Annotated in this window: 26 protein-coding genes; 4 read left to right on the top strand and 22 right to left on the bottom strand. The window is 69.5% G+C overall.

The window, feature by feature from the left end; genetic code table 11:
• Positions 1-27 precede the first annotated feature (27 nt).
• Positions 28-912, top strand: a complete 885-nt coding sequence (locus ACPYOG_RS01400) for a CHAD domain-containing protein (RefSeq protein ID WP_481292470.1) — start codon at positions 28-30, stop codon at positions 910-912.
• Between the two features lie 19 nt (positions 913-931).
• Here the strand turns inward: ACPYOG_RS01400 and smc are convergent, their stop codons facing one another.
• From smc to ACPYOG_RS01355, 9 genes are all read right to left on the bottom strand, one after another.
• On the bottom strand, positions 932-4573 hold the full coding sequence (gene smc / locus ACPYOG_RS01395) for a chromosome segregation protein SMC (protein WP_481292469.1): 3642 nt from the start codon (positions 4571-4573) through the stop codon (positions 932-934).
• 59 nt (positions 4574-4632) lie between these two features.
• Positions 4633-4806: a hypothetical protein gene (locus ACPYOG_RS01390; RefSeq protein WP_481292468.1), complete on the bottom strand. Its 174-nt coding sequence runs from the start codon at positions 4804-4806 to the stop codon at positions 4633-4635.
• A gap of 6 nt (positions 4807-4812) precedes the next feature.
• Positions 4813-5247, bottom strand: coding sequence for a hypothetical protein (locus ACPYOG_RS01385; protein WP_481292467.1), 435 nt, complete (start codon positions 5245-5247; stop codon positions 4813-4815).
• A complete protein-coding gene (locus tag ACPYOG_RS01380) occupies positions 5247-5819 on the bottom strand; it encodes a helix-turn-helix domain-containing protein (protein WP_481292466.1) in 573 nt (190 codons plus the stop codon). Before ACPYOG_RS01380 ends, ACPYOG_RS01385 begins: the two co-directional genes overlap by 1 nt.
• 127 nt (positions 5820-5946) lie before the next feature.
• A complete protein-coding gene (locus tag ACPYOG_RS01375) occupies positions 5947-6660 on the bottom strand; it encodes an ABC transporter ATP-binding protein (RefSeq protein WP_090041565.1) in 714 nt (237 codons plus the stop codon).
• Positions 6647-7558 carry an ABC transporter ATP-binding protein gene (locus ACPYOG_RS01370; protein ID WP_481292465.1) on the bottom strand — a complete coding sequence of 304 codons (912 nt, stop codon included), beginning with the start codon at positions 7556-7558 and terminating at the stop codon, positions 6647-6649. The genes ACPYOG_RS01375 and ACPYOG_RS01370 overlap by 14 nt, the downstream gene beginning before the upstream one ends.
• Entirely contained in the window at positions 7555-8787 is a 1233-nt protein-coding gene (locus tag ACPYOG_RS01365; RefSeq protein WP_481292464.1) for a branched-chain amino acid ABC transporter permease, read from the bottom strand. The genes ACPYOG_RS01370 and ACPYOG_RS01365 overlap by 4 nt, the downstream gene beginning before the upstream one ends.
• Positions 8784-9791, bottom strand: coding sequence for a branched-chain amino acid ABC transporter permease (locus ACPYOG_RS01360; protein WP_481292463.1), 1008 nt, complete (start codon positions 9789-9791; stop codon positions 8784-8786). Before ACPYOG_RS01360 ends, ACPYOG_RS01365 begins: the two co-directional genes overlap by 4 nt.
• 118 nt (positions 9792-9909) lie before the next feature.
• Positions 9910-11133: a branched-chain amino acid ABC transporter substrate-binding protein gene (locus tag ACPYOG_RS01355; RefSeq protein ID WP_481292462.1), complete on the bottom strand. Its 1224-nt coding sequence runs from the start codon at positions 11131-11133 to the stop codon at positions 9910-9912.
• Between the two features lie 218 nt (positions 11134-11351).
• On the opposite strand from ACPYOG_RS01355, the gene ACPYOG_RS01350 reads away from it, so the two are divergent.
• Positions 11352-12413 carry a GNAT family N-acetyltransferase gene (locus ACPYOG_RS01350; RefSeq protein ID WP_481292461.1) on the top strand — a complete coding sequence of 354 codons (1062 nt, stop codon included), beginning with the start codon at positions 11352-11354 and terminating at the stop codon, positions 12411-12413.
• Positions 12414-12444: 31 nt separating this feature from the next.
• Here the strand turns inward: ACPYOG_RS01350 and ACPYOG_RS01345 are convergent, their stop codons facing one another.
• The 12 genes from ACPYOG_RS01345 to ACPYOG_RS01290 all read right to left on the bottom strand — a co-directional run bounded on the left by ACPYOG_RS01345 (position 12445) and on the right by ACPYOG_RS01290 (position 23700).
• Positions 12445-12735: a type II toxin-antitoxin system RelE/ParE family toxin gene (locus ACPYOG_RS01345; protein ID WP_481292460.1), complete on the bottom strand. Its 291-nt coding sequence runs from the start codon at positions 12733-12735 to the stop codon at positions 12445-12447.
• The gene (locus tag ACPYOG_RS01340) at positions 12732-12965 is read right to left on the bottom strand and encodes a type II toxin-antitoxin system ParD family antitoxin (RefSeq protein ID WP_481292459.1); all 234 of its coding nucleotides are present in this window, start codon (positions 12963-12965) and stop codon (positions 12732-12734) included. Before ACPYOG_RS01340 ends, ACPYOG_RS01345 begins: the two co-directional genes overlap by 4 nt.
• A gap of 33 nt (positions 12966-12998) precedes the next feature.
• On the bottom strand, positions 12999-13922 hold the full coding sequence (mutM, locus tag ACPYOG_RS01335) for a bifunctional DNA-formamidopyrimidine glycosylase/DNA-(apurinic or apyrimidinic site) lyase (RefSeq protein ID WP_481292458.1): 924 nt from the start codon (positions 13920-13922) through the stop codon (positions 12999-13001).
• A complete protein-coding gene (gene rnc / locus ACPYOG_RS01330; protein WP_481292457.1) occupies positions 13900-14613 on the bottom strand; it encodes a ribonuclease III in 714 nt (237 codons plus the stop codon). The genes mutM and rnc overlap by 23 nt, the downstream gene beginning before the upstream one ends.
• 7 nt (positions 14614-14620) lie before the next feature.
• Positions 14621-14824, bottom strand: a complete 204-nt coding sequence (rpmF, locus tag ACPYOG_RS01325; RefSeq protein ID WP_018190667.1) for a 50S ribosomal protein L32 — start codon at positions 14822-14824, stop codon at positions 14621-14623.
• Between the two features lie 2 nt (positions 14825-14826).
• Positions 14827-15408 (bottom strand): YceD family protein, encoded by a 582-nt coding sequence (locus ACPYOG_RS01320; protein ID WP_090041676.1) that lies wholly within the window; start codon positions 15406-15408, stop codon positions 14827-14829.
• An 11-nt stretch (positions 15409-15419) separates the two neighbouring features.
• A complete protein-coding gene (locus tag ACPYOG_RS01315; protein WP_481292456.1) occupies positions 15420-17687 on the bottom strand; it encodes a transglutaminase TgpA family protein in 2268 nt (755 codons plus the stop codon).
• On the bottom strand, positions 17677-19020 hold the full coding sequence (locus tag ACPYOG_RS01310) for a DUF58 domain-containing protein (protein WP_481292455.1): 1344 nt from the start codon (positions 19018-19020) through the stop codon (positions 17677-17679). Before ACPYOG_RS01310 ends, ACPYOG_RS01315 begins: the two co-directional genes overlap by 11 nt.
• Before the next feature lies 1 nt (position 19021).
• Positions 19022-20080, bottom strand: a complete 1059-nt coding sequence (locus tag ACPYOG_RS01305) for an AAA family ATPase (RefSeq protein ID WP_481292454.1) — start codon at positions 20078-20080, stop codon at positions 19022-19024.
• A gap of 10 nt (positions 20081-20090) precedes the next feature.
• Entirely contained in the window at positions 20091-20573 is a 483-nt protein-coding gene (gene coaD, locus ACPYOG_RS01300) for a pantetheine-phosphate adenylyltransferase (RefSeq protein WP_090041587.1), read from the bottom strand.
• 104 nt (positions 20574-20677) lie between these two features.
• A complete protein-coding gene (locus ACPYOG_RS01295) occupies positions 20678-22915 on the bottom strand; it encodes an ATP-dependent DNA helicase RecG (RefSeq protein ID WP_481292453.1) in 2238 nt (745 codons plus the stop codon).
• The gene (locus ACPYOG_RS01290) at positions 22912-23700 is read right to left on the bottom strand and encodes a hypothetical protein (RefSeq protein ID WP_481292452.1); all 789 of its coding nucleotides are present in this window, start codon (positions 23698-23700) and stop codon (positions 22912-22914) included. The genes ACPYOG_RS01295 and ACPYOG_RS01290 overlap by 4 nt, the downstream gene beginning before the upstream one ends.
• 49 nt (positions 23701-23749) lie before the next feature.
• On the opposite strand from ACPYOG_RS01290, the gene rsmD reads away from it, so the two are divergent.
• Positions 23750-24328 (top strand): 16S rRNA (guanine(966)-N(2))-methyltransferase RsmD, encoded by a 579-nt coding sequence (gene rsmD / locus ACPYOG_RS01285; RefSeq protein WP_481292451.1) that lies wholly within the window; start codon positions 23750-23752, stop codon positions 24326-24328.
• 43 nt (positions 24329-24371) lie between these two features.
• On the opposite strand, the gene ACPYOG_RS01280 is transcribed toward rsmD, so the two are convergent.
• The gene (locus ACPYOG_RS01280; RefSeq protein ID WP_481292450.1) at positions 24372-25418 is read right to left on the bottom strand and encodes a thiamine-phosphate kinase; all 1047 of its coding nucleotides are present in this window, start codon (positions 25416-25418) and stop codon (positions 24372-24374) included.
• A 25-nt stretch (positions 25419-25443) separates the two neighbouring features.
• Here ACPYOG_RS01280 and ACPYOG_RS01275 point away from each other — a divergent pair, with 25 nt between their 5' ends.
• On the top strand, positions 25444-25959 hold the full coding sequence (locus ACPYOG_RS01275; protein WP_481292449.1) for a DUF3515 family protein: 516 nt from the start codon (positions 25444-25446) through the stop codon (positions 25957-25959).
• The last annotated feature ends 29 nt before the right edge of the window (positions 25960-25988 follow it).

The following is a 25988-nucleotide window of genomic DNA, read 5'->3' as shown; positions in this document are numbered from 1 at the left end:
GCGTAGTCGGCGGATTACCGTGTGCTCATGTACGCGCTCGTGGGAGTCTCGGCGGAGCTGGCCGAGCAGCTGGTCGCGATCGAGGCGAACGGCGAGGATGCGGTGCACCAGGCGCGCACCCGGGTGCGACGCCTGCGCGGCATCCTGAGCGTGTACAGGAAGGCGTTCGACCGTGAAGCCGACCGCCGGATGCGGGCGCGGCTGAAGCGACTGGGCACGCGGCTCGGCGAGGTGCGCGATCTCGAGGTGCGCATCCGCGCGCTCGAGGACGCGATCGCACTCGTCACGAATGTTCCCTCTGACGGCTCGCAGGGCCACATTCGTGACGAATCTCTGGGTGTGGAAGGCGTGGGTGGGGAAGGTGTGGATGCGGGGGTGGTGGATGCGGTGGCGTCGCTCGCGGCGCAAGCACGGGAACGCTACGACCGCGCGTCCGACGACCTGCTGCGGCTCCTCCGGAGCCGGGGACACCGCGAGCTGATGGCGGACCTGCAGCGGTTCGCCGCCGATCCACCCCTCACCGGGGCCGGGCGGTCGCATCGACACCGGGTGACTCGAACCGCACTGAAGAAGGCGGCGAAGCGGGTCCGTCGCAGCGTGGGCACCACCCTCGAGGAGCGGCACGAGACCCGTAAGGCGGCCCGCCGCCTGCGCTACGCCGCCGAAGCCGTGATCGACGATCTCGGGCGGGAGGCGATCCGGATCGCCGCGGCGGCGGAGGCCGTGCACCACGCCCTCGGCGACCACCGCGACTTCGTCCTCCTCGCGCGCCACCTTCGCGAGACGGCGACGGGTGCCGAGATCACCGCACGGGTGGCCCGGGGGCTGACCGGTCTCGCCGAGGAGTACGAAGGACGCGCCGAGGAGCAACTGGCCGGCCTCGACGAGAAGCTCGGGGCGATCGAGCCCTGAGTGGATGCGCCGGCGTGCCTCAGCTCGCCTGTTCCTCCTCCTGCGCCACCCGCTGGCCCACGACCGCGGACACACCGTCCTGGCGCATGGAGACGCCGTAAAGCGCATCCGCGATCTCCATCGTGCGCTTCTGGTGGGTGATCACGATCAGCTGGCTGGTCTCGCGCAGGTCCTCGAAGATCGTGAGGAGCCGGCCGAGGTTGGCGTCGTCGAGCGCGGCCTCCACCTCATCCATGATGTAGAACGGGCTGGGCCGGGCCTTGAAGATCGCGATCAGCAGCGCGACCGCGGCCAGGGAGCGCTCGCCGCCGGAGAGCAGCGAGAGTCGCTCGATCTTCTTGCCGGCCGGCTTCACCGAGACCTCGATGCCGGTCGTCAGCAGGTCATCGGGGTCGGTCAGGCTGATGCTGCCCTGTCCTCCGGGGAACAGGATCGGGAAGACGCGCGTGAACGCTGCCTCGGTGTCGGCGAAAGCCGACTCGAAGATCGACTGCATCCGCTCGTCGATGTCCTCGATGATCGTCAGGAGGTCCTTGCGGGTGTTCGTGAGGTCGGTCAACTGCTCGGTGAGGAACTTGTGGCGCTGCTCCAGTGCGGCGAACTCCTCGAGCGCGAGCGGGTTGACTCGGCCGAGCTGGGACAGTTTCCGCTCGGCGGCGGCAAGGCGTTTCTGCTGGCGCTCGCGTGAGAATGGGACGGTCTCGACGGCGCGGTCCCCGATGGTGTCGGGGTCCCCGGTGGTGTCGGGGTCGCTGGCGGAGTCGTCGTCCGTGCCGGCAGCGGCGTCGGGGTTCGCGGAGGCAGCGGCGTCGGCGTCGCGGAGCTCGCGAGCCACATCGACCGGGACGGGGACATCGGGCCCGTACTCGGCGACCAGCACATCCTCCACGAGCCCGAGCTCGCTGCCGGCGCGCTCCAACAGGCTCGACAGGTGCAGCTTCTTCTCGTAGATCTGCAGCTCCAGCCCGTGCACCGACTCGGTGACGGCCTGCAGCCGCTCGCGAACGGTGTTCTCGTCGCGACGGAGGGCCGCGAGCTCCTCGTTCTGGCTGGCACGTTCGGCCTCGGCCGTCGCCAGAGCCAGGCGGGCTTCCGCGACAGAGCGATCCGCGGAGGCGAGCACGGCGGGCAGAGCGGAGATCACGCTCTGGGCGGCATCCAGCTGACGCCGGCGGATGACCGCCCGCCGGGCGGCCTCCTCGGCAGCTGCGCGCTCGGCCTCGAGGCGGCGGACGAGTGCCTCGCCGCGGGCCTGCTCGGTTCGAACCCGCTCCTTGGCCGTCTCCACGGCCAGCCGCGCCTCGACCTCGGCTTCGCGGGCCGCATCCAGCTCGCCGGACAGCGCGTCGCGGGCACTGACGTCGAGGATGGGACGCGGTCGCGATCGAGCCGCCTCCAGCTCGGACTTCGCCTTCTCGGCGCTGCGCTCGGCCTCGGCGACGCGTTCTGCTGCCTGCTCGAGCGCCCGGCTGAGCCGGTCGAACTCCGCCTGCGACGCCTCCAGCTGCACCTTCAGCCGGTTCACCTGCTCGCTCTGCGCCGCGAGCTTCGCATCGAACTCGCGGAGCGTGGCGAGCGCCGCCTGCGACTGCTCTTTGGCGACCTGGAGCACGCCGCGCTGCTCGGCGAGGGCGAACTTCGCCCGGTCGATGAGGGAGGTGACCTCCGTCAGCCGCTCCTGGGCCGCATCCCGATCGGCGATCAGCTCGATGCGGCTCTGCTTGGCGCCGGAGCCGCCGCGCAGGACGTGCTCGGTGAGCACATCGCCACCGCGGGTGATGATCGTGACCGGTCCGCCGATCCCCCGGCCGCTGAACGCCTCGAAGGCGCGCCGGGCGGCATCCAGGTCGTCCGCTATCGCCGTGAACGCGAGGATGCCGCGGACGCCGTCGGGCGCCTCCACCACACTGATCGCCGGGACGACGCCGTCGATTCCCGAGAGGTCGACCGTGGAGGCGGAGGCCGCAGCGATGACGACCTCGACCCGTCCGAGGTCGTCGGCTGCGGCGTGCGCCACGGCAGCGAGAGCAGCATCCCGGTCGTCGGCGAGCACCGCGTCCGCGAGCGTCCCCAGCGCTGCCGCGATCGCGGTCTCGTATCCCGGATGCACGCGGACGTGCTCAGCCACCAGGCCCCGGACCCCGGGAAGGCGCGCGCCGACGAGGGCGGCAGAGCCGTCCTTCTGGTCGAGCGCACGCGAAAGAGCGCTGGTCCGCGCTGCGAGGGCGTCGCGCTCCCGCTCGAGCGTGTGCAGCTCCTCGCGGAGTCGCTCGATCTCGCCCTCCGCTTCGAAGACCGTCGCCTGAGCGAGCTCGTACGCCTCGTCGAGGTCGCCCTCGCCGATGTCGGCCGTGGCCGCCTCCGCCTCGCGCGCGGCGAACTCGGCGCGCGCCCGCTCCCGGCGTTCCGTGGCGGCGTCGAGGGCGTTCTGCTGGCGGAGCACCTCTCCGCGGACGGCGGCGAGCCGTTGCGCGGCAGCCTCCGCTTGTCCGTTCAACTGGGAGATCTCCAGGTCGTGGCGGGAGACGAGGGCGCTCTGCGCGGCGATCTCCTCATCCACCGCATCCAGACGCGACCGGGCACCGCGGGTCGCCGCTTGCGCGGCCGTCCAGGCGCCTTCCGCGTCGGCCACGACGCCACGCAGCCGCTCCACCTCGTCCCGCGCGTCCTGGACGTTCTGCGGCGTGACGCTGGGGCCGGCATCGGGCGCATCCCCTTGGCTGCCGAGCAGCGCGACGCGCTGGTTCGCCAGCGTGAACAGGCTGCGGAGCCGCTCCTGCACCGATTCCAGCGCGAAGGCCGTGCTGCGGGCCGCATCCACCGCGTCGCCGACCTGCGCCTGCTCGAGCCGGGTGCGCCGCAACTGCTTCTGGCCGAGCTGCTCCTGCAGCACGATCTGCTCGCTGTGCCGCTCGGACTCGGTCCGGCCATGGTCGTCGAGCGTCCGGCGGAGCGAGACGACCTCGTCCGCCAGCAGCCGCGCCCGCGCGTCCCGCACGATGGCGGCGATGGACTGCGCCTCGCGTGCGATCTCGGCCTGATGGCCGAGCGGCTTCAGCTGCCGCCGGACCTCGCCCGCCAGGTCGCTGAGGCGCGTGAGGTTGGTCTGCATCGCCTCCAGCTTGCGCAGCGTCTTCTCCTTGCGGCGGCGGTGCTTCAGGATGCCGGCCGCCTCCTCGATGAAGCCTCGGCGCTCCTCCGGGCTGGCGCGCAGCACGGCATCGAGCTGCCCCTGGCCGACGATGACGTGCATCTCGCGGCCGAGGCCGGAGTCGCTCAGCAGCTCCTGCACATCCAGCAGCCGGCACGACTGTCCGTTGATCGCGTACTCGCTGCCGCCGTTCCGGAAGAGGGTGCGCGAGATCGTCACCTCGGAGTACTCGATGGGCAGAGCACCATCGGAGTTGTCGATGGTCAGTTGCACCTCGGCACGGCCGAGGGGGCCGCGCGTTGCGGTGCCGGCGAAGATGACGTCCTCCATCTTGCCGCCGCGAAGAGTCTTGGCGCCCTGCTCCCCCATCACCCAGGCGAGCGCGTCCACGACGTTGGACTTGCCGGACCCGTTCGGGCCGACGACGCAGGTGACGCCCGGCTCGAAGGCGAACGTCGTCGGCTGCGCGAACGACTTGAAGCCTTTGAGCGTCAGACTCTTCAAGTACACGCAGGCGAATTTACCGGACGTTCACGCGCGCGCCGCGCCGGAGCGCCGCAGACGGCGACTCAGGTTCCGCGCCCCAGACGAACGGAAACCGGGTCCTCGTCGGGCACATGCGAGTAGAGCGAGCCATGACCGTCTGGGTAACCCAGGCTTCTGAGAAGGAACACCGCCTTGTCGGGAAGCCCCTCTCCCGGAAAGAACTCGGAGAAATGGTCATCCGCTTCGAGGATCGTCACCACTCCTTACGCGGTCATCAACGCTCGGATGTCGTCGTCGTCCCGGCCTGGACGCGAAGCGTTCAGCTTCATGGCGAGCAGCGCCTCCTGCGTGGCAAGTTCGACCGTCAGGGAAGCGTCCGACAGCTCCGGCCGAGCCGTCCAGAGCGGGGGTCCGGCGTAGGCCGGATAGAGGCCCTCCGCCTCCAGATTTATCCAGTTGTCCGGCCACGCGCGCTCTCTCGCGATTCTTGCTGCGATCGCGGTCATCACCTCGCGCGGGACGAGAACGACGGCGTCGACGTCAACGGTCGATGCTCGGTCGGCGTGACCACCCAGGATCATGGCGGATCCGCCGATGATCTTGAGCGTGCCTGTCGCGCCGAGATCTGCCAGCCCCTTACGGATTCGATCGAGGCCCCACACGATGTCGTCGCGAGTAAGGATCGCCTCGCCCGCCATCAGATGCTCGCGAGTGTCGAGCGCGGGAGGATGACGCCGTGAGCCAACAGGATCGGATCGGTGTCGTCATAATGCCGTGCTGACCAGCGGTACCCGAGCGAGTCCTCGGTGATGTCCGCATACCGGCTCTCGGCCGTTACCCAGGCCGGGCTCTCGAGTCCGAGCTCCGCGAGCCGGATCTCCGCGAGCCCCGCGATCGCCGCATCGAAGTACACATCGCCCGTACTGTCTGGCTCGACCGCGAGGCTGAGGGCCGTCGTGAAGGCGTTGCCTGCGCGGAGGTCATCCGAGAACTGGATGAGTGCGCGGAACGCTGAGGCGGCATTGCCGCCGGTCAGGCAGGATGCGATGAATCGAGCGACATCGGCCGCGGCGTTGAGCCGGCCGGGGACGGCGATCAGCGACACTCCGAGACTGTCGGCCAGGGTTTCCAGGGTCGCGGTGGTGACACCGGCCTTACCGCTCTCGTACCGGGAGATGGCGCTGTGAGCGATGCCCGAGCGCGCGGCGACCTCCTTCTGCGTCCAGCCCGCCTGCTCCCGGGCCTTTCTGAGTTGAGCGTTGAGCGACATGCCGATCACCTCACGATTAGCGATTTCACTAATCGTAGCGCGGCCGAGAGTAGTGGTCATACCCTTCGGACGCGGAAACGCGCCGGCCCGTGATGGGCCGGCGCGTTCCATGAAGGCATTGCCGGGGTCAGCCGACGCCCAGGTACGCCTCCTTGATGGCCGGGTCGGCCAGCAGTTCGCGGCCCGTGCCGGCGTGGGTGATGTAGCCGGTCTCGAGCACGAAGGCGCGATGTGCGCGGGCCAGCGCCTGGTTGGCGTTCTGCTCCACCAGCAGCACCGTGGTGCCCTGCTTGTTGATCTCGGTGACGATGCTGAAGATCTGGCGGATGAACTGGGGCGCCAGTCCCATCGACGGCTCGTCGAGGAGCAGAAGGCGCGGACTCGACATCAGTGCACGACCGATCGCGAGCATCTGCTGCTCGCCGCCGGACATGGTGCCGCCGACCTGCGTCTTCCGTTCGGCGAGGCGCGGGAACAGCGAGAAGACGCGGTCGAAGTCCTCGCCCATCTTCGAGCGGTCCTTACGCCCGAACGCACCCATGTCGAGGTTCTCCAGGACCGTCATGCCCGGGAAGATCCCGCGCCCTTCGGGTGCCTGCGAGATCCCCCGGATGACGCGGATGTGCGCCTTCATCTTGGTGATGTCCTCGCCGTCGAACATGATGGACCCCGCCGAGGGGTTCAGGATGCCCGAGATCGTCTTCATCGTCGTGGACTTGCCGGCGCCGTTGGCACCGATCAGGCTCACGATCTCGCCCTCCTCCACCGAGAAGGACATGTCGTGGATGGCCTCGATCCGGCCGTACGACACGCTGATGTTCTTCAGCTCAAGCAACGTCATCTTCAGGCTCCCCGAGGTAGGCGGCGATCACGCGCGGGTCGTTCCGGATGGCCTCCGGAGTGTCGTCGGCGAGCTTGCGCCCGAACTCCAGCACGACGATCCGGTCGGTGACGCCCATGACCAGCTTCATGTCGTGCTCGATCAGCAGCACGGTGTAGCCGTCGGCGCGGATGGTCCTGATGAGATCCATCAGGTCCTCCTTCTCCGCCGGGTTGAAGCCGGCCGCCGGCTCGTCGAGGCACAGCACCTTGGGATCTGTTGCGAGGGCTCGCGCGATCTCCAGGCGGCGCTGATAGCCGTACGGAAGCGATCGGGACAACGAGCCGGCGTGGTCGGCGATGCCGACGAACTCCAGCAGCGCCATGCCGCGCTCGATGGCCGACTTCTCCTCCCGCGTGTGCCGCGGGAGGCGGAGCAGCGCGCCGGGCACGGACGTGCGGTGCCGCGCATCCAGGCCGACCACCACGTTCTCCAAGGCTGTCATCTCGCCGAACAGGCGGATGTTCTGGAAGGTGCGCGCCAGGCCCAGCCGGGTGATCTGGTGCTGCTTGCGGCCCCGGATCGTCTGGCCCTCCAGCAGCACATCGCCGCTTGTCGGCTTGTAGACGCCGGTCATGGCGTTGAAGCAGGTGGTCTTGCCCGCGCCGTTGGGCCCGATGAGGCCGAGGATCTCTCCCCGGCGGATGTCGAACGTCACGTTGTCGAGGGCCGTCAGACCGCCGAACTTCACGGTGAGGTTGCGCACCTCCACGATGTTCTCGCCGACCTCGACCGCGATCTCGCGATCCGGTGCCGCAGCCTCGGCGACCGCGAGGTCCACGCCGGCCGCCTCCAGCTCGTCTTCGTTCACGCCGAGGACGGGCTCGTCCTCGGGGACGGTGTTCTGTGCGTCGGTCATCGTGCGCCTCCCTCCGCGCCGTCTCCGCCCAGGGCCCCTCGGTCGACGACGGGCGTCGGCCTCGTCGCGGTCGGAGTCCGGCCCTTCATCGCCTCGGCCACCCGCCGGTAGGCCAGCGTCCCGTACGCCAGGAGCTTCTGACGCGCGGGGAACAGTCCCTGCGACCGGAAGATCATGATGAGCACGAGCGCGACGCCGAAGATCAGGTACTTGTAGTCCGCGATCACGGTGAACCGGAGCGGGATGTACGCCACGATCGCACCGCCGAGCATGGCACCGACCTTGTTGCCTGCGCCGCCGAGAACGACGGCGGCCAGGAACAGGATGGAGGTCTGCACGTCGAACTTCTGGTTGTTGACGAAGCCGACCTGACCGGCGAACAACGCGCCGGACAGTCCGCCGACGCCGGCGCCGATGGCGAAGGCCCACACCTTGTACTTGAACGTGGGGACGCCCATGATCTCGGCGGCGTCCTCATCCTCGCGGATGGCGATCCAGGCGCGGCCTACGCGGCTGCGCTCCATGTTCCCGACCAGCAGCAGGATGACGATGATGATCGTGATCGTCAGCCAATACCAGGGAATGCCGTTGGAGTTGGAGAAGATCGGGACGCCCTGCGCGTTGTTCCCCGGCGGGTGGCCCACGTTCTGGAAGCCGACCTGGCCCTTCATCGCCGGGATGATCGTCGCGAGGATGCGGACGATCTCACCGAACCCGAGCGTGACGATGGCCAGGTAGTCGCCACGGAGGCGCAGCGTCGGAACGCCCAGGATGACGCCGAAGGTCATCGTGATCCCGATGGCGACCGGGATGGTCCACAGGTACGGGATCTTGACGAACGGCGAGTCGGGGCTGGTCAACATCGCGGCGGTGTACGACCCGACGGCGAAGAACGCCACATAGCCGAGGTCGAGGAGGCCGGCGTAGCCGACGACGACGTTCAGGCCGACGGCGATGAGCGCGTAGACCGCCATCGAGAAGCACGCCAGCGACCAGTCGTTGCCGGGCTCCGTGCTGAGCGGGAAGAAGTTCAGATAGGGCAGGGCGTAGGCGATCACCACGACGATCACCAGCCAGGCCCACTGTGCGGGCCGCGACAGCGTGTTCCAGCGGTCTCGAAGCCGCTGGAACGGGCCGTTGCCGCGCTTCGCGCGTGCGGCCTCCTGTGCATCGAGCGCCTGCTCCTCGCGGCCGTCGGGGAGGACCCGGGGACCTTCGGTCATGCTCATGCGCGGCTCCTTCCGAGCGAGGTGCCGAGGATGCCACTGGGCTTGACGAGCAGGACCAGGACCAGCACCACGAAGGCGACGACGTCCGTCCACTGCGAGTCGCCCAGCAGGATCTGGCCGTAGTTGCCGATCACGCCCAACAGCAGGCCTCCGAGGAGGGCGCCGCGGACGTTTCCGATTCCGCCGAGCACTGCCGCCGCGAACGCCTTGACGCCGAGGATGAAGCCGCCGTTGTAGATGACGCCGGATGGCACGAGCATCACGTAGAAGAGCGCGGCCGCACCTGCCAGGATGCCGCCGGTGATGAAGGTGATCTGGATGATCCGCTCCTTGTTCACGCCCATCAGGGTCGCCGTGTCCGCGTCCTGCGCCACCGCGCGGATGCCACGGCCGGTGCGCGTGCGCCGGATGAACCAGTCGGTCGCGATCATCAGGATGACCGCGGCGATGACGATGATCAGCTGCTGGCTGTTCACGATCGTCCCGAAGACGTCGAAGATCGGCTTCGGGATGAACATCGTCACCGCCGGCTCCGCGTTCGCTCCCCGGATCAGGAAGATCAGGTACTGGATCGTGAACGAAGCACCGATCGCCGTGATGAGGAACACGAGGCGTGGCGCGTTCCGTTTTCGAAGCGGGCGGTACGCCACGCGTTCAAGGATCCAGGCGGTGACCGCCGAGGCCAGCACGCCGACGAGCAACGCGAGTATCAGGTCGCCGATGAGTGCGACCGGGCCGAGCGTCGGGGCGCTCGGGCCGAAGCCCAGTGTGGTGAGGGTCACCACGACGCCGTACGCGCCCATGATGAACACCTCGGAGTGGGCGAAGTTGATCAGGTTCAGCACGCCGTAGACGAGCGTGTAGCCGACCGCGATCAGGCCGTAGACCGCACCGAAGGTGAGGCCGTCGAACGTGGCGCTCCAGAAGTTCTGGGCCAGAGCGTTGACGTCGAAGTTGATCCAGGAACTGTCGAGGGCGGGATGGAGGACGAGGGTTTCGAGCATTCGAGCATCCAGAGTTTCAGTGCCGGGTCACCGTCGATCCGGCAGGCAAAGCGAGCGTAGCCGAAAATGGAGGGTGCCGCGGGCCGCCGGGACCCGCGGCACCCTTCATGGGGTCGGCTCAGCCGATGGTGCCGATCGGGACGATCTTGCCGTTGTCGACCTTGTAGCCGTAGACGGCAGGCGCCTGCAGCTCACCGGTGGAGTCCCACTTGTAGTGCTTGCTCAGGCCGTCCGCGTCGTAGCTCTTGACCCAGGCGAGCAGGTCGGCGCGGGTCGTCTTGCCCTTGTCGATGCCGGCGAGGAGAACGGTGGCCGCGTCGTAGCCCTCGATCGAGTAGGTGCCGGGCTCCGCGTTCGCGAGCTTCTTGTAGGCCGACTCGAAGTCCGGGATGAGCTCGCCCGGGATGCAGGGGCAGGTGAAGTACGCGTTGCTGGACGCGTCTCCGGCCAGCTTGATGAACTGGTCGTCCTTCACGCCGTCGGGGCCGACGAACGTGCCCGTGTAGCCCTTGTTGACCAGCTGCTGGTCGAACGGAGCACCCTCGGCGTAGTAGCCCGCGTAGTACACCGCGTCCGGCTTCGCGTTGAGGATCTTGGAGATCACCGCGGAGAAGTCCTTCTGGCCGGTGGTCACCTTGTCGGTGCCGACGAGCGCGTCGCCGAGCGCCTTCGAGGTCTGGGTGCCGAGGCCGATTCCGTAGTCGGAGTCGTCCTGGACCAGGTAGACCTTCTTGGCCTTCAGCTTGTCCGTCAGGAACTTCGCTGCAGCGGGGCCCTGCACGGCGTCGTTGCCGAGGCCGCGGAAGAAGGTCTTCCAGCCGTTCTGCGTCAGGCCCGGGTTGGTGGCCGACGGGGTGATGTGGACCAGACCCTGCTGCTCGAAGATGTTGCCGGTGGCCTTCGACTCACCCGAGAACGGCAGACCGACGACACCGATGATGTCGCTCTCGTTGACCGCCTGGGTCACGGGGCCGGTCGCCTTGTTCGGGTCGCCCTCCGTGTCGAACTTCTTGAAGCCGACCTGGCATCCCTTGTTGGCCTCGTTGTGCTGGTTGATGGCCAGCTGGATGCCGTTGTAGATGTTGATTCCGAGCTGGGCGTTCGGGCCGGTCTCGGCGCCGAGGTAGCCGATGGTCAGCCCGGCAGGACACGTGGCCTTCCCGTCGCCGGCGGGGAGCACGGCGTCCTTGGGGACATCGACCGACGTGATCGCCGGGATGTTCACCTTGGAGGAGTTCCCGTTGGTGGATCCGCCCGTGGACGGCTGGTTCGCACATCCAGCGAGCAACAGTGCGACTGACGCTGCAACAGCCGCACCGATGGTGACTTTCTTCCTTAGCATCTTCTGCCTCTCGACGTAAATCCGTCACGAACTCGCCGTTTTAGCCGGTTCGTGCCACGAATATGTGTGCTGAGAATACATGGCCCGCAACGTTTTGCACCCACGATGCGCGCGCAGATTTACACGATCGAAACCAAAGTGATCCGGTGACTTCACAGCGTGAGGGAGCTCGCATAGGCTGAATTCCCGCGTGAATCGGCTCGAGGAGGTGTGCTGCGATGCGTGTGACGCGGCTCCCCATCCCCGATACGCTGGGAACCCCGGAATCAGCGGCCTTCGAGGAACTCGTCGGCGTGCTCAACGGGATCGTTGTGGACCTCTGGGGCGACGACGATTTCGTCGAGACGGCGGAGCAGGCGCTGGCCGCCCATCGGGAGCAGGACTACACCGAGCGGATCGTGTTCGTCGCGATCGAAGAGGGTGCGATCGTCGGGCGTGTCGAGGCGGTCTTCCCGCTCAACGCGGACTCGGAGACGGCCTCACTGCTCGTGGATGTGGTCCCGGCACTGCGCGGCCGCGGGATCGGGACCGCCCTGCTGGAGAAGGGCCACGAGCTCGCGGCCGAAGGCGGCCGGCGCGTGGTCTCCGCGTACACCGAGCATCCCATCCGCTCTCTCGAGGGCGCCGAGCGGCTGGTGCGGGCGTCGGCAGGGTCAGCCGGACTGCCTGCGGAATCGCCTGCCGTGCGGTTCGTGCGCCGTCACGGCTACGGCCTGGGGCAGATCGAGCGCTCGAGCGAACTGCATCTCCCCCTCCCGCCGGAACGCGAAGCGGGGCTCACCATGCCGCTGAACGGGTTCCGCCTGGTCTCCTGGTGGGGCGCGGCGCCGGACGAGTTGCTGGAGCGTTTCGCGGCGATGAAGGCCCGGATGTCCACCGACATCCCACAGACCGGGATCGCGGTGGATCCGGAGGACTGGGACGGCGAACGCGTCCGCTCCCAGGAGCGCACGCTGGTGGCGCGCGGAGAACCGCTCCTCGTCACGGCAGCCGTGCACGAAGCGACCGGTGAGATCGCTGCGTACACGGAGCTCGCCGTGCCCGCGGATGGGACGAAGGCCGAGCAGTACGACACGCTCGTCGCGCGGGCGTACCGCGGTCACCGCCTCGGCACGGCGGTGAAGCTGCGGAACATCCAGGAGCTGGGACGCCGCGCCCCGCACATCCGCCGCATCCTCACCTGGAACGCGGACGAGAACGACCCCATGCTGGCGATCAACCGGGCCTTCGGCTTCCGTCCGCACGCCCTCACCGGCCACTGGCAGAAGACGCTGGAGTAGCGGCTGGGCGGAGTCCTGACCACCCGCGAAGCTAGAAGTGCAGGGTCGGGTCCATACGCTGGTGCAGTATCCGGATCACATCCACGCCCTCGGCATTCACGACGTAGAAAACGAGATGACTGCCGATCCCGTAGCGGCGGTACCCTCCGCGAATCTCGTCACAGGCGCGACCACGAACGGGATCGTCAGCGACACGCTCGATCGCTGCTCTGATCTCGCTCACGTAGGTCTCGGCCTGACGGATGTCCCAGTGTTCCTCGGTGAAGTCCCAGATCGATGAGAGGTCCCGCTGCGCAGCGGGAGTGAGACGGAAACCCGTCATGACCGCTTCATGGCGATGAAGGCGTCGAAATCGAAAGCCTCCGGCTCACCACTCGCTTCGCCCGCCACAAGAGCGGCACGGAGGGCTGCCAACTGCGCCTCCTGGTCCTCGAGCAGCCTGAGACCAGCGCGAATGACCTCGCTAGCGGACCGATAGCGGCCGGATGAGACCTCATGCGAGAGAAACTCCGAGAAGTGGTCGTCGAGGCTGATCGACGTGTTCTGAGCCATGACGCCATGATACCAATTATTGGTAAATTACGCTCAACCTGCTCTGGCTGATCGTGCAGCGATCCTCACACGCTGGCAGTGGGGACAGAAGTGGGAGCCACGGTTCATGAACTGCTCCCGGACGATCGGCGTGCCGCAGCGCGGGCACGGCTCGCCCTGACGACCGTAGGCGTTGAGGCTGTGCGAGAAATAACCGGAGGCGCCGTTCACGTTGACGTACTGGGCGTCGAAGCTCGTCCCGCCCTCCGCGAGGGCCTTCTCGAGCACGTGGCGCACCTCGGCGAGCAGTGTGCGCACCTTCGCCCGGCTCAGGGAGTTCGCGGGCTGGGCGTAGTGGATTCGCGCAGCCCACAGCGCTTCGTCGGCGTAGATGTTGCCGATGCCGCTGATGAGACGCTGATCGAGCAGCGCGCGCTTGATGTCCGTATTCTTCCGGGCGAGTGCTGCAGCGAAGCCGGCGTCGTCGAATGCCGGGTCGAGCGGGTCGCGCGCGATATGGCTGACCTGGGTCGGGACGAGCGGCTCATCCGTGCCGAGCCCGCCGGGAGCGCCGTCGAGGGTCGGGACCAGAGCATCCACCGCCATCGAACCGAAGATGCGCTGGTCGACGAAATGCACCCACAGCTCGCCGTGCACCGGATGCGCGATGTGAAGGCGGATGCGCAACAGCCCGGCCTCCGCCGTGCCGGGCTCCCGCAGCAGGATCTGCCCGCTCATTCCGAGATGCGCGACGATCGCGCGCCTCGGCCCACCCTCGAGCGGGATCCACAAGAACTTGCCCCGGCGCACCGGGCCCTGCATGAGGCGACCGCCGAGCAGCGCCTCGAAGTCGCCCACGACCGGGTCGTGGCGCCGGAGCGACCGGTGCTCGAAGACCTCCACGCCGAGGATGGTCGCGCCGGTGACCGCCGGAGCGAGACCGGCCCGGACGACCTCAACCTCGGGAAGCTCGGGCACGTCGTCTCGTCAGCTCCGTCCAGGCGCTCAATGCTGCGGCCATCTCGGCCTGCTTCTTGCTGGTGCCGTCGCCCGTGGCCGTGATGAGTCCCCCGACCGCGACAGTGGCATGGAAGGTCTTGGAGTGGTCCGGGCCCGTGTTCGTGACCGTGTACACCGGGAGTCCGGCGCCTCGATGGGCGGCGATCTCCTGCAGGCTCGTCTTCGGATCCATGGCGGCGCCGAAACGCTCGGGGTCGTCGAGCAGCGGCTCGATCAGCCGCAGCACGAGTGCCGTCGCCGCATCGCCGCCGGCGTCGAGGTAGGTCGCTCCGATGAGGGCCTCGACGGTATCGGCGAGGATGGACGCCTTCTCGCGTCCGCCGCTCTGGTTCTCGCCGCGCCCCAGCTTGAGGTACTCCCCCAGACCGATCCGGCGGGCGACCTGAGCGAGCGCGACGGAACTGACCAGGCTGGCGCGCCGCTTGGCGAGCTCGCCCTCATCGAGGTGCGGGTTCTCGCGGAACAGCTTGACCGTGACGGCCTGGCCGAGGATCGAGTCGCCGAGGAACTCGAGGCGCTCGTTGTTCGGGATGCCGCCGTGCTCGTACGCGTAGGAGCGGTGCGTCAGCGCAAGCTCGAGAAGCTCGGGGTCGATATCGACCCCGAGCTTCTCGAGGAGTGCGCTACGGTCCGGATTCTCTCCGACCATGCGACGATCAGACGTCGGCGACCTTGCGGCCCTTGTACTCGAGGAAGAGGGCCGTGCCCGCCGAGTCCTCGACGACCTTCGCGCGGTGCGGAAGGCTGTAGGTGACCTTGCCGTTCTCGATGGTCTTGACCAGGGTGGGGACCTCAGCCTTCCACTGCGAACGACGGGCGTGGGTGTTGGCGCGCGACTGTTTCCGCTTGGGGACGGCCATGACTATCTCTTCTCTGTATTCGTTCCGGCGGTGTTCGGTCCGGCGGTGTTCGGTCGGGGTTCATCGGTGTCGGAAGCCTGGAAGGCCGCAAGCGCAGACCACCGAGAATCGATGATCTGCGAGGACTCGCGGTCCGGTACATCCGCCAGCCTCTCCCCGGTCTCGGGGTCGAGACCCGGGCAGTCCGGCCGGCACACCGGCTGGAACGGCAGTGCCAGCACCACCGTATCCCTGATCAGAGGTTCAAGATCCACGTGGTCGTCGTGAACCTCATGATCGAAAGCTTCGTCAGAAGGATACGCGAAAAGTTCCTGGAAATCGACTTGAACGGGCTCCTCGATGTCGATGAGGCATCGCCCGCACACCCCGACGGCGGTGGTCTGGGCGTCGGCCGTGACGAGGATCCCCTCGTGCATCGACTCCAACCGGAGGTCGAGATCGATGGTCTCACCCTCGGGCACACTGAGCAGCCCCTCGCCCAGCTTCTCCGTCACCGGGATGCTGACGCGCTGCTCGCGCATCGAGCCGGGGTGGCGGATGAGGTCGTACACGTTGACGGCGTACGGGGAGTTTTTCGTGGTCACGAGCAACTATTTTACGCGGCACTCCGGGGACGTGCGGCGGAAGGCCATCCCGCTGGCAGCAAGGACACAGGAAGCAGCGCCGCTTTGAGCCGTAGCGCGGGACCGGCCTGCGCCCCAAGCTCCGACAGGACGAGAGCCAGGTCGTCGGCGAGTCCCCCCTCCCAGCGTCTCGACGGCCGCCCGTACGCATCCCGCTCCAGCTCGGCGAGGAGACGCATCACCCCCTCCTCCGCCGGCGTCCCGGCGACGGCAGCGGCGATCCGGCCGGCGAAGACCCGCGGGGTCTCCGTCGGCGGCGCGGTCCAGCCGAGGTCGCGGACCGTGTCGCGCAGTTCATCCCAGACGAGGGATGCGCCTCCCCATTCGTCGCTCAGCTCGCGCAGTCGCCGTCGTCGCCGGATCCTGCGCCATACCGCGGGAACCAGCAGCACCGCGATGACCAGGATCGCCGTGCCGATCCCGGTCGCGAGCGGCTGGGCGGCGGAGGCTGCGTTCGGTGTCGCGGAGCCGCTGAGGTTGGCCGGGTCCGTCGGCGTCAGGGCCCGTGGCGCTGCTCCCGACGTGGCGCCCGCGGCGGCCGCCGGGGCGGCCGGCCCGGTCAAGGGGCGGGTGTAATCCGGAACGGTGCCGCGACCGACCGTCGGCTCGAACGGCACCCAGCCGACGCCGGCGAAGTACAGCTCCGGCCAGGCGTGCAGATCGTCGCTGGTGACCGTGTATTCGCCGGGGTTCGTGGCCGTGCCTCCGCTGTTCGCGCCGGGGAGATAGCCTTCCGCCACCCGCGACGGGATTCCCAGCGTTCGCGCCATGAGCGCCATGGCCGAGGCGAAATGCACGCAATATCCGCTCTTCACTTGAAGGAACCGGGCGATGACGCGTGCACCGTCGCCGTCGTAGCCCTGCTTGAGTGGCGTCTGGGTCGAATAGACGAAACTGTTGTCGCGGAAGTAGTCCTGTAGAGCGACCGCTTTGTCGTACTCCGTGAGCGCGTCCTTGGTCGCCGTGAGCGCCGTCTGCTCGATGATCGGGGGCATGTCGGACGGGAGGAAGAGGTCGCGCAGCACCCCCGCAGGGACCAACCCGCCGGCGGCCTTGAGCTGGTCGGCGGTCGGTTCCAGGATGAGGCTCGTCGCGATGTAACGCTGTCCTTGAGTCGTCGCGTTGATCCCACCGATCGTCAGGTCGTCCGGATCCCAGGACCAAGTGCCGTTCAGGCCCTTCACCGACTGGACGGGCGCGGGCGTCGGAAGCCAGCGGCTCGTCATGTTCTCGATCGCGACCGTCGTCGTGATCTTCGCCGTCTTCACCTGCTTGGACAGCCCCGCGACGGGGCCGATCTTGACGCCGTCGCCGAGCCTGTTGGTGTCGCGCTCGCGGTGCTTCCAGACGGAGCCGGTGAACTGATCGAGGGAGGCCAGCTTGAGGTACTGACCGTTCGCCGCCGAGGTCGTGTAGGTCAGGGCACGGACCGCTGCAGGCCGGCGCAGGTCCTTCCCGAGGTCGACGAGCGGCGTGACGGTTCCGCCGATGGAGATGCCGCCCGCTGTGAAGGAGGTGGCTCCGCCCGCTTCGAACCCGGGTGCCGTTCCGCCGAGGACCACGGCGACGGCGACAGCCGCGGCGCCGACGGACAGGGCCGCGCCCGACCGCGGTGTCCCGGGCCTCCGGGTGCGGACGTCGCAGCGCAGCAGCCACAGATACGCCGCGGCGGACGCGGCCAGCGAGATCGGCTCGAGGCCGTCGCCGAGGAGCGCGCCGGGCACCACGAGCACGGCGCCGACCCCGAGCGCGGTGAAGGCCGGCGCACGCAGTGCCACGGCGACGGTGTCGAGGATCAGCGCGACCAGGCATCCCCCGCCGACCACCAGGAACAGGAACTCGGGCAGCGCTTCGGCCGGCGTCCCCTGCTGATAGATCGACAGCATCGCTTGCTGCAGGTACTGACCCCAGCTGACGAACGTCGCCGGCGTCGGGATGAGGCCGAGGAGCCCGGTGCCGTGCCCGAAGGTCACGGTCATGATCGCTGCCGACTCCACCAGGAGGAGCAGGGGAACGACGCCGCGAGGCACTCCGAGGTTTCGCAGGGCGGCCCCGGTGACGAGCACCAGTGCCGCCGCCGACACGAGGGCCAACCACCACCCGAAGCCCTGGATGAGCCCCGACAGCGCATAGCTCAGCGCGAGCACCTGCAGCAGGAGCGCCCCGGTGATCCGCCAGTAGCCGGACCTGCGTCGCCCCGCGATCTGCGGCATCGCCAGTGCGAGAGACTCAGTCGCCACCGGACAGCACCCCCGCCCGGTGGCGCTGCAGGGCGCGCTGCCAGCATGCGGCCGGGTCCTCGCCCGCGGCGTACGTCACGCAGAGCCAGCCGGCGTCGGCGAGGACCTCCGCCGTATCGGCGGGCTGCGACGCCGCGACGAACGCCACGGCAGGGTCTCCCATCGACCGCAGCGCGGCCAGTGCGCCGAGCTCGGCGGGTGGAGCTCCGGTGAGCACGAGGAACACCGGGACCGCCCGCCCGGCACGCCGGAGGCCGGCGCCGAGCTCCACCACCGCGTCGTCCCGCTGGGTGGCTGCGGGCTCGACCGCGGCGAGGTCGGCGAGCAGCATCCGGTCGGCGGTGCTCACGTCGTAGGTCGCGGTCGTCGCGCCGAGCGTCCCCGTGCGCCCGGCGCCGCTGCGGCCCGTGAGCTGGCGATCGCCGGTCTCCACGACACTCACGGCGAAGCCCTCGTCGAGCAGGTGGACTCCGATCGAGGCGACGAGATCGACGAGCGTCTCGAACTCGTCGTCGGCGACGTCGTCCTGCCCCTGAGGTCGAACGGGCGCCGGGCGCGTGTCCATCAACATCCACGCCTCGGGATTGCTGCGCTGCTCCTCCTGCCGCACCATCAGCTGGTCGTGCCGTGCCGTGGCGCGCCAATGGACGCGCCGGAGCGGGTCGCCCGGGCGGTACTCGCGCGCGATCAGCTCGTCGGCGCTCGGGATGCTGTGCCGCAGCAACTCGTGCTCCGTGCCCTCGCTGTGCGCCACATCCAGCACTCCCCGGCCCAGCTGCCGGACCTGCGGAGTCACCAGGAGCAGCCGGGGCTGGCCGACGGCGTACTCCGCGTACGCGATGCCGAACGGATCGGCACGGCTCACCACGAGCGGGCCGACCGAGTGCGCGCCGCGCCGGTCCGGCACCACATCCTGTCGCAGCACGACCGTGTCGCGACCGAGACCGCCGTCGACCTGGTGGGCACCGAGCCGCGGGAACGGCGCGGACGGCTGCACGCCGACCGCCGGCGGCGCCGACTCCCGCCAGCCGGCCGCCGGGCTGGGTCTCGGGGACTCGTTGCGTACGGTCGTCACGATGGAGGCCTGCTCCCCCACCCCGACCACGTCGGGATGGAATGCGCGGGCCACCGTGAGGCGGGGACGGTCGATGGTGACGGAGATCATCGCCGCGAGCGGGAGCACCGTGAGGAAGACGCCGACGAACAGCACGTCCGTGCGGCCCAGGATCACGGAGGCGACGAGCGCCACCACGCCGATGCCACCGAGCGTCCAGCCGCGCGCGGTCGGGCGCGGCCGCTTCAGCGGCGAAAAGGCGCGACCGCGGGCGGGCATGCTAGCGGCCTGTCGGACTCACTGCGCCGGAGCCGAGCGGGACCGGAGTTGATGCGACGATCCGCCGGACGATGTCGGCGATGACCGGAGCGCTCTCGTGGTGGTGACCGAGGGCCCGGCTGGTCGGGAGAAGGCGATGGCCGAGAACCGGGACGGCCAGCGCATCCACATCGTCCGGCAGCACGAAGTCGCGGCCCGCGAGCGCAGCCATCGCCTTCGCGGCGCGGATGAGCTGCAGGGTGGCGCGGGGACTGGCGCCGAGTCGGAGATCGCGGTCCTCCCGCGTCGCGCGCACCAGGTCGACCGCATACTGCTTGACCGGGGTGGACGCGAAGACGTTCCGCGCGGTCACCATCATGGCCCGCAGTTCCTCTGTGCTGACGACAGGACGGATGCGCGAGAGCGGACTCGACGTGTCCCGGGTGGTCAGCATCGCGAGCTCCGAGCCCTCGTCCGGGTACCCCATCGCGATGCGGGCCATGAAGCGGTCGCGCTGCGCTTCCGGAAGGGCGTAGGTGCCCTCCATCTCGATCGGGTTCTGCGTCGCGACGACGATGAAGGGAGCGGAGAGAGGATAGGTCGAGCCGTCGACGGTGACCTGGCGCTCCTCCATGCACTCCAGCAGGGCGGACTGGGTCTTCGGGCTCGCCCGGTTGATCTCGTCGCCGATCACGATGTTCGCGAAGATGGCGCCGGGCTTGAACTCGAACCGCCGCTCCGCCTGGTTGTACACCGAGACGCCCGTCACGTCGCTGGGCAGCAGGTCGGGGGTGAACTGGATGCGGCTGACGGTGCAGTCGACCGATTTCGCCAGCGACTTCGCCAGCATGGTCTTCCCGACGCCCGGGACATCCTCGATGAGCAGGTGGCCCTCGGCCAGCAGTACGACAAGCGCGGTCTGGACGGCCTCGTGCTTGCCGTCGATGACGGACTCGACGTTCGTGGTGATCTGGTCCGCGGCGCGCCGCAACTCGTCCAGCTCCATGCCGGGCGCTGCGACCGTCTCCTCGACCGGGGCGACGGAGGACTCGGTCGGCTGACGCGTCGCGTAACTGTTCATGGTCGCCGTCCTAAGTGTCTTGGAGGTACTCGTGCACGACCGGCGGCACGTACGGGCTCACGTCGCCGCCGAGCGCCGACACCTGGCGCACCAGGGAGCTCGAGACGTGCGCGTTCGCCGGGTTGGGCAGCAGGAAGACGGTCTCGACATCCGCCAGGTGACGGTTGACGATCGCCATCGGCGTCTCGTACGCGACGTCCACCTGCGAGCGGATGCCCTTCACCAGGACGTGGGCTCCTACGTCGGTGCAGTAGTCCACGAGCAGGCCCATCGTCCAGGAGGCGATGACGATCCTGCCGACGATTCCCGCGTCCTCGATCGAGCGCTCGAGCAGGGCCACGCGCTGCGCGATGGGCAGCAGAGCCGATTTGTCCGGGTTGTGGACCACCACCACGTGGACCTCGTCCCACAGGCCGGCGGCACGCTCGATCACGTCGAGGTGCCCGAGGGTGACCGGGTCGAACGATCCAGGGACAACGGCGATCCTGTTCATAGACCTCCAGACTATCCCGGGCATCCCGGCATTTCGTTGTGAATCCGTTACCAAACCGTTTCACTCCACGGACGCGGCCCAGCGCCTCCCCGGGGTGGCGGAGGCTAGGACTTGCCGAGGAAGGCGCGTTCGCTCTCGTCCAGCCAACGGGCGAGTGCGGCGGCGAGCGCCGGGTGCTGCGACAGCGCGGGGTCGCCCTCCAGCGTCTCCTCCGCCGCGATGCGTGCCTCGGCGATGAGCTCGCCGTCCGTGGCGACGCGCAGCAGCCGCAGAGACGAGCGGCCGCCCGACTGCCTGCTGCCCAGCACGTTCCCCTCCCGGCGCAGTTCGAGGTCGATGTTCGCCAGCTCGAAACCGTCGAGCGTGGCGGCCACCGCCTCCACCCGCTCGCGGGCCAGGCTGCCCTGCTCAGCGGCCGTCACGAGGAGGCAGAGCCCGGGGATGCCGCCCCGGCCGACGCGGCCACGGAGCTGGTGGAGCTGTGACACACCGAAGCGGTCGGCATCCAGCACGACCATGGCCGAGGCGTTGGGGACATCCACGCCGACCTCGATCACCGTCGTGGCGATCAGAAGGTCGAGGGTGCCGGCGGCGAACGCGCGCATGACCTCGTCCTTGGCGTCGGACGGCAAGCGGCCGTGCAGCACCCCGATCCGGGTCTCGGCGAACAGCGGGTCGGCGCGCACCTGCGCCGCTACCGCCTCGACGCTCGCGATCGGCCGGGCGGGCACGCCCTCCTCCCCTGCCGTCGGCGTGTCGGGCTCCGGCTCCTCGCCGTCGTCCTCCGCATCCTTGCCGGAGATCGCCGGGCAGACGACGAACACCTGTCGCCCCTTGCCGATCTCCTCCGACGCCCGCTCCCAGATGCGGCGCTCCCAGCCCGGGCGGTCGGCCAGCGGGACGACGAAGCTCTCGATGCCCTGCCGGCCGGCCGGCAGCTGCGCGATCGTGGACACGTCCAGGTCGCCGAAGACGGTCATCGCCACCGTGCGCGGGATGGGGGTCGCCGTCAGCACGAGGACATGCGGAGGCGTCCCGCCCTTGGCGCGCAGGGCCTCCCGCTGCTCCACGCCGAAGCGGTGCTGCTCGTCCACGACCACGAGCCCCAGGTCGAAGAAGGTGACGGCATCGCCGAGCAGCGCGTGCGTGCCGACGACGATCCTGGCCTGCCCCGAGACGGTCCGCAGCAGGGCGCGCTTCCGCTCCCCCGCCGAGAGCTGACCGGTTAGGAGGGTCGGCATGAGCTGGGCGGAGAGGTCGGGCCCGAGCATCGCCGCGATGGACCGCAGATGCTGCGCCGCCAGGACCTCCGTCGGCGCCAGCAGGGCCGACTGGCCACCCGAGTCCGCGACGGCGAGCATGGCCCGCAACGCCACGAGCGTCTTGCCGGAGCCGACCTCGCCCTGGACGAGCCGGTGCATGGCGGCGGTGCCCGCCAGGTCCTGCGCGATCTCGCGTCCGACCGCGTCCTGATCGCCGGTGAGCGAGAACGGCAGGGCAGCGTCGAAACGCTCCAGCAGTCCTCCCGGGACCGCCTCTCGGGGCGTCGCGGCGACGGCCCGCGCCGCCGCCCGCTGCTGTAGCAGAGCCGCCTGCAGGACGAACGCCTCCTGGAATCGTAGGGTGTCCCGCGCGCGCTGCCACTGCGCATCCTTCTGCGGCCGGTGGATGCCCTCCAGGGCTTCCCGGTACGGCATCAGTCCGCGCTGCACGACCACCTCGTCCGGGACCGGATCGGCGATCGCTCCGAGTGCGTCGAGCGCCAGCCCGACCGCCTTCTGCACCTGCCAGCTGGCGATCGTCCCCGTCGCCGGATAGATCGGGATGGGCGTCTGCGCCCACTCCTTGGCGGCCGCGCTGCCGGGGCTCACCGCATTCTCGGAGTCCGATTCGAACAGCTCGTAATCGGGATGCGCGAGTTGCAGCGCCCCGCGGTAAGCCGAGACCTTGCCCGCGAAGATCCCGCGGACGCCGGGGACGAGCTCCTTCGAGCGCCAGGCCTGATTGAAGAAGGTGAGCGTCAGGATCCCCTCGCCGTCCGTGATCTTCACCTCGAGGATGCTGCCACGCCGCGCCCGCATCGGTCGCTCCTGCACACGGATGACCTCGGCGATGATCGTGACGTTCTCATCGAGGGGTAGGTTCGCGAGCGCAGTCAACTCGCCGCGCTTGGCGTAGCGGCGCGGATAGTGACTGAGAAGATCGGCGACCGTGCGCATCCTGAACGCCTTCTCGAACGCCGACGCCGTGCGGCCGCCGAGCACGCCGGTCAACCGCGAGTCGAGGCTCACGGCGCCCGCCTCCGCGGAGCCGGGAGCGGCCGGGGCGGGGATCGAGGTCATGAGTCGATGGTATGCGCCTCCTCCGACGACGTCTCGTCAGCGGCCGCACCGGTGGAAGCGCCGTCCTGCGCCATGAGCGCCGCGAGCTCAGCGGCGACCGCCGGCTCCTCGGGGCGCTCGGCCGCGAGCCTCCGCTGGATTTCCAGAGCCTCGCTCCGGCGCCCCAGTTCGCGCAGGCAGCGCGCGAGCGCCCACTCCGCCGCGAACCGCAGGTCGGCCGTCCCGAACGCCCGGGCGAATTCGAAGGCCTGCCGGAACGACTCCACGGCGGCCGGCGCATCCCCCTCGGCGAGCCGCGTCCAGCCCCGCCGCTCGTGCAGTGCGACGCCCCATCGGCGAGTACGCGGGTCGTCCGTGCCAGACAGTTCCGAAAGGCCCTCCTCGATCCACTGATCGGCGTGAGCCTGATCGGCCTCGGCGAGCACCAGCGTGGCGTCGATCGCGAGAAAGGCGTCCGCGTCCCGACGTGCTGCGCGCAGAGCCGCCTCCAGGACGGGAATCGCCTCGTCCATGCGTCCGTCCGCCAGCCGCAACCGCCCGCGTTCGAGCAGCACCCGCACCTCCAGGACTCCGGCGGCGGGCTCGAGCGACTCCAGCAGAGCCTCCGCCTCGGCACGTCGGCCCTGTGCTCCGAGGGCACGCGCGCGCTGCGTCTCCAGCTCCGCGCGGACGACCTCCGGCCGGTCCGGTTCGGCCGCGGCAGCGGCGAGTCGTTCCGCCGAAGCGATCGGGTCTCCGGGGAGCCAGAGCGTGTCCAGCTCGGCCTGCTCCAGGCGTTCCTCCATGGGCATATCTTGGCGGCACATCCCACGTCGAGGCTAGGCTCTTGGAGCCATGACCCGAATCGTCTCCGGTTTCGCCGGCTCGCTGACCCTGCAGGTTCCCAAGAGCGGAACCCGTCCGACCAGCGACCGCGTGCGGGAGGCGATCTTCTCCTCGCTGGATGCCCGGGACGCGGTGCACGGAGCACGCGTGCTCGACCTGTACGCCGGTTCCGGAGCGCTCGGCCTCGAGGCGGCGAGCCGGGGGGCCGCCTCGGTCGTGCTGGTCGAGAAGAGCCCGGCCGCAGCACAGGTGTGCCGGCGCAACGCCGCGGCGCTGACAGCGGCGGCGGCGGCAGCGCGCCGGACCCTGCCAGTCCTCGACGTCCGCGCCACCCCGGTCCAGACCTATCTGAACGGAGCGGCCGGTCCGTTCGATGTGGTCTTCCTCGATCCGCCCTACGATCTGGGGGACGCGGAGCTGCACCTGGTGTTCCGGTCGCTCGCGCCGCTCCTCCCGGACGACGCCGTCGTGTGCCTGGAGCGCAGCGCCCGCACCGCGGAGCCCGCGCTCCCCGACGGACTGACTCTCGAACGTCGAAAGAATTACGGGGAGACAGCCGTCTTCTGGCTGACACGAGACCCGGCGTAGCCGGCGCTGCGACCCTCTCCCCCGTCCTGGCTTCCCGAAGCCGTCAGCCGCGACCGCCGTCCCACTCCAGGTAGGGGTCCCATCCGCCACGCTCATCGAAGAGCCGGCCGTCGACGAGCAGGCCGGAACCGCGGCGCACCTCCCCGATCGGGTGGAAGCCGCCGGGAAGCGGCAGGCCGGCCGGGAACGTCGCAAGCAGACCGTGGTCCTCGCCGCCCGTGAGCGCCGTATGCAGGTCCGGTCCGACGGCGTCCCACGCCGGTGTGGCCCAGTCGCGGACGACCGACGCAACGGCCCGGGAGTCCAGATCGAGGGCGGCACCGCTCGCCTCGGCGATACGGCGCCCGTCGAGCGCGAGCCCGTCGCTCAGGTCGAGCATCGCCGTCGCTCCGGCGGTCGCCGCGAGCGGTCCATCGGCGAGCGGCGGTCGCGGCCGGAGCTGGGCGGCGACGGCCACGGGATGCGCGGCCGCGACGGCCGCGAAGCGCGCGGAATCCGGCTCGCCGTCCGCATCCACAGCCTCCGCGAACAGCAGGCGCAAGCCCTCTGCGGCGTGACCCAGCGGGCCGGAGACCGCGACGACGTCACCCGCGCGGGCGCCGCTGCGGAGAACCGGCGCCCGGCCCTGGAGGTCGCCGAAGGCGGTCACCGCGATCGTGAGGGTCGCCGAGACCGAGAGGTCACCGCCGACGACACCGCAGCCGGGCTGAAGCTGCTCGCAGGCGAGGCGGAAGCCGTCGGCCACGCCCTCGAGCCACGTGACCGGAGTCTGAGGAGGCGCGGCGATCGCCACCACGAGCGCGGTGGGTACGGCGCCCATGGCGGCCACATCGGACAGGTTGGTGACGGCGGCCTTCCAGCCCACATCCATGGGCCCCGACCAGGCCAGGCGGAAATCGGGCCCGTGCACCATCATGTCCGTCGTCACGACGAACCGTCCGTCGGGCGCCGCCAGCACCGCAGCGTCATCCCCGGGACCCACGAGCGTCGCCGCCGACTGCGGGAGCCGCGGAAAGATGCGGCGGAGGGCCTCCCGTTCCGACGCCTCCCCGATCGTGATCCCGGCCGCTACGTTCCCAGAGGTTCCCATGATCTGAAACGGTAGCCTGAAACCGATGAGAACCCGTCGCCCCACCCTCCCGGCCCTGCTCCTGGCCGGCTCGGCGCTCCTCCTCGCGGGATGCGCGCCGACGGTCTCGCTCGACCCCGCTCCGGACGCGAACGCGCCCGGATGCGCAGAGATCAGCGTCCGCCTGCCCGACTCCGTCGCCGACAAGGCGAAGAGGGAGACCGACGCGCAGGCGACAGGCGCCTGGGGCGACCCGACCGCTGTCATCCTGCGGTGCGGCGTCCCGCCCATCGGACCGACCACGAAACCGTGCGTCGACGTGAACGGCGTGGACTGGGTGCTCATGACGGACCCGGCCGCGAAGACGATCGTCTACCAGACCTTCGGTCGCACGCCCGCGACCGAAGTCATCATCGACCATGTCGCCGGGGTGTCCGACTCGGCCGTGCTGCCCGAGTTCGCGAGCGCGATCTCCACCGTGAAGCAGACGCAGAAGTGCCTCTCCACCCTGGACACGGACCCGGGAGCCACGCCCTCCGCCACGCCGTCGCCGTCCCCTTAACACGACGCGACGAGCCGGGTCCCGACGCC

This window comes from Leifsonia sp. HAY1-4F, assembly GCF_056755275.1.
The sequence above is the reverse complement of the archived record's forward strand: the minus strand, read 5'-3'. Positions and strand labels throughout refer to the sequence as shown.

Coding starts and splice junctions, on each gene's coding strand:
- ACPYOG_RS01400 (WP_481292470.1), top strand. CDS start 28: ATGTACGCGCTCGTGGGAGTCTCGGCGGAGCTGGCCGAGCAGCTGGTC.
- ACPYOG_RS01385 (WP_481292467.1), bottom strand. CDS start 5,247: ATGGCGGGCGAGGCGATCCTTACTCGCGACGACATCGTGTGGGGCCTC.
- ACPYOG_RS01380 (WP_481292466.1), bottom strand. CDS start 5,819: ATGTCGCTCAACGCTCAACTCAGAAAGGCCCGGGAGCAGGCGGGCTGG.
- ACPYOG_RS01375 (WP_090041565.1), bottom strand. CDS start 6,660: ATGACGTTGCTTGAGCTGAAGAACATCAGCGTGTCGTACGGCCGGATC.
- ACPYOG_RS01370 (WP_481292465.1), bottom strand. CDS start 7,558: ATGACCGACGCACAGAACACCGTCCCCGAGGACGAGCCCGTCCTCGGC.
- ACPYOG_RS01365 (WP_481292464.1), bottom strand. CDS start 8,787: ATGAGCATGACCGAAGGTCCCCGGGTCCTCCCCGACGGCCGCGAGGAG.
- ACPYOG_RS01360 (WP_481292463.1), bottom strand. CDS start 9,791: ATGCTCGAAACCCTCGTCCTCCATCCCGCCCTCGACAGTTCCTGGATC.
- ACPYOG_RS01355 (WP_481292462.1), bottom strand. CDS start 11,133: ATGCTAAGGAAGAAAGTCACCATCGGTGCGGCTGTTGCAGCGTCAGTC.
- ACPYOG_RS01350 (WP_481292461.1), top strand. CDS start 11,352: ATGCGTGTGACGCGGCTCCCCATCCCCGATACGCTGGGAACCCCGGAA.
- ACPYOG_RS01345 (WP_481292460.1), bottom strand. CDS start 12,735: ATGACGGGTTTCCGTCTCACTCCCGCTGCGCAGCGGGACCTCTCATCG.
- ACPYOG_RS01340 (WP_481292459.1), bottom strand. CDS start 12,965: ATGGCTCAGAACACGTCGATCAGCCTCGACGACCACTTCTCGGAGTTT.
- rnc (WP_481292457.1), bottom strand. CDS start 14,613: ATGGTCGGAGAGAATCCGGACCGTAGCGCACTCCTCGAGAAGCTCGGG.
- rpmF (WP_018190667.1), bottom strand. CDS start 14,824: ATGGCCGTCCCCAAGCGGAAACAGTCGCGCGCCAACACCCACGCCCGT.
- ACPYOG_RS01310 (WP_481292455.1), bottom strand. CDS start 19,020: ATGCCCGCCCGCGGTCGCGCCTTTTCGCCGCTGAAGCGGCCGCGCCCG.
- ACPYOG_RS01305 (WP_481292454.1), bottom strand. CDS start 20,080: ATGAACAGTTACGCGACGCGTCAGCCGACCGAGTCCTCCGTCGCCCCG.
- coaD (WP_090041587.1), bottom strand. CDS start 20,573: ATGAACAGGATCGCCGTTGTCCCTGGATCGTTCGACCCGGTCACCCTC.
- ACPYOG_RS01295 (WP_481292453.1), bottom strand. CDS start 22,915: ATGACCTCGATCCCCGCCCCGGCCGCTCCCGGCTCCGCGGAGGCGGGC.
- ACPYOG_RS01290 (WP_481292452.1), bottom strand. CDS start 23,700: ATGGAGGAACGCCTGGAGCAGGCCGAGCTGGACACGCTCTGGCTCCCC.
- rsmD (WP_481292451.1), top strand. CDS start 23,750: ATGACCCGAATCGTCTCCGGTTTCGCCGGCTCGCTGACCCTGCAGGTT.
- ACPYOG_RS01280 (WP_481292450.1), bottom strand. CDS start 25,418: ATGGGAACCTCTGGGAACGTAGCGGCCGGGATCACGATCGGGGAGGCG.
- ACPYOG_RS01275 (WP_481292449.1), top strand. CDS start 25,444: ATGAGAACCCGTCGCCCCACCCTCCCGGCCCTGCTCCTGGCCGGCTCG.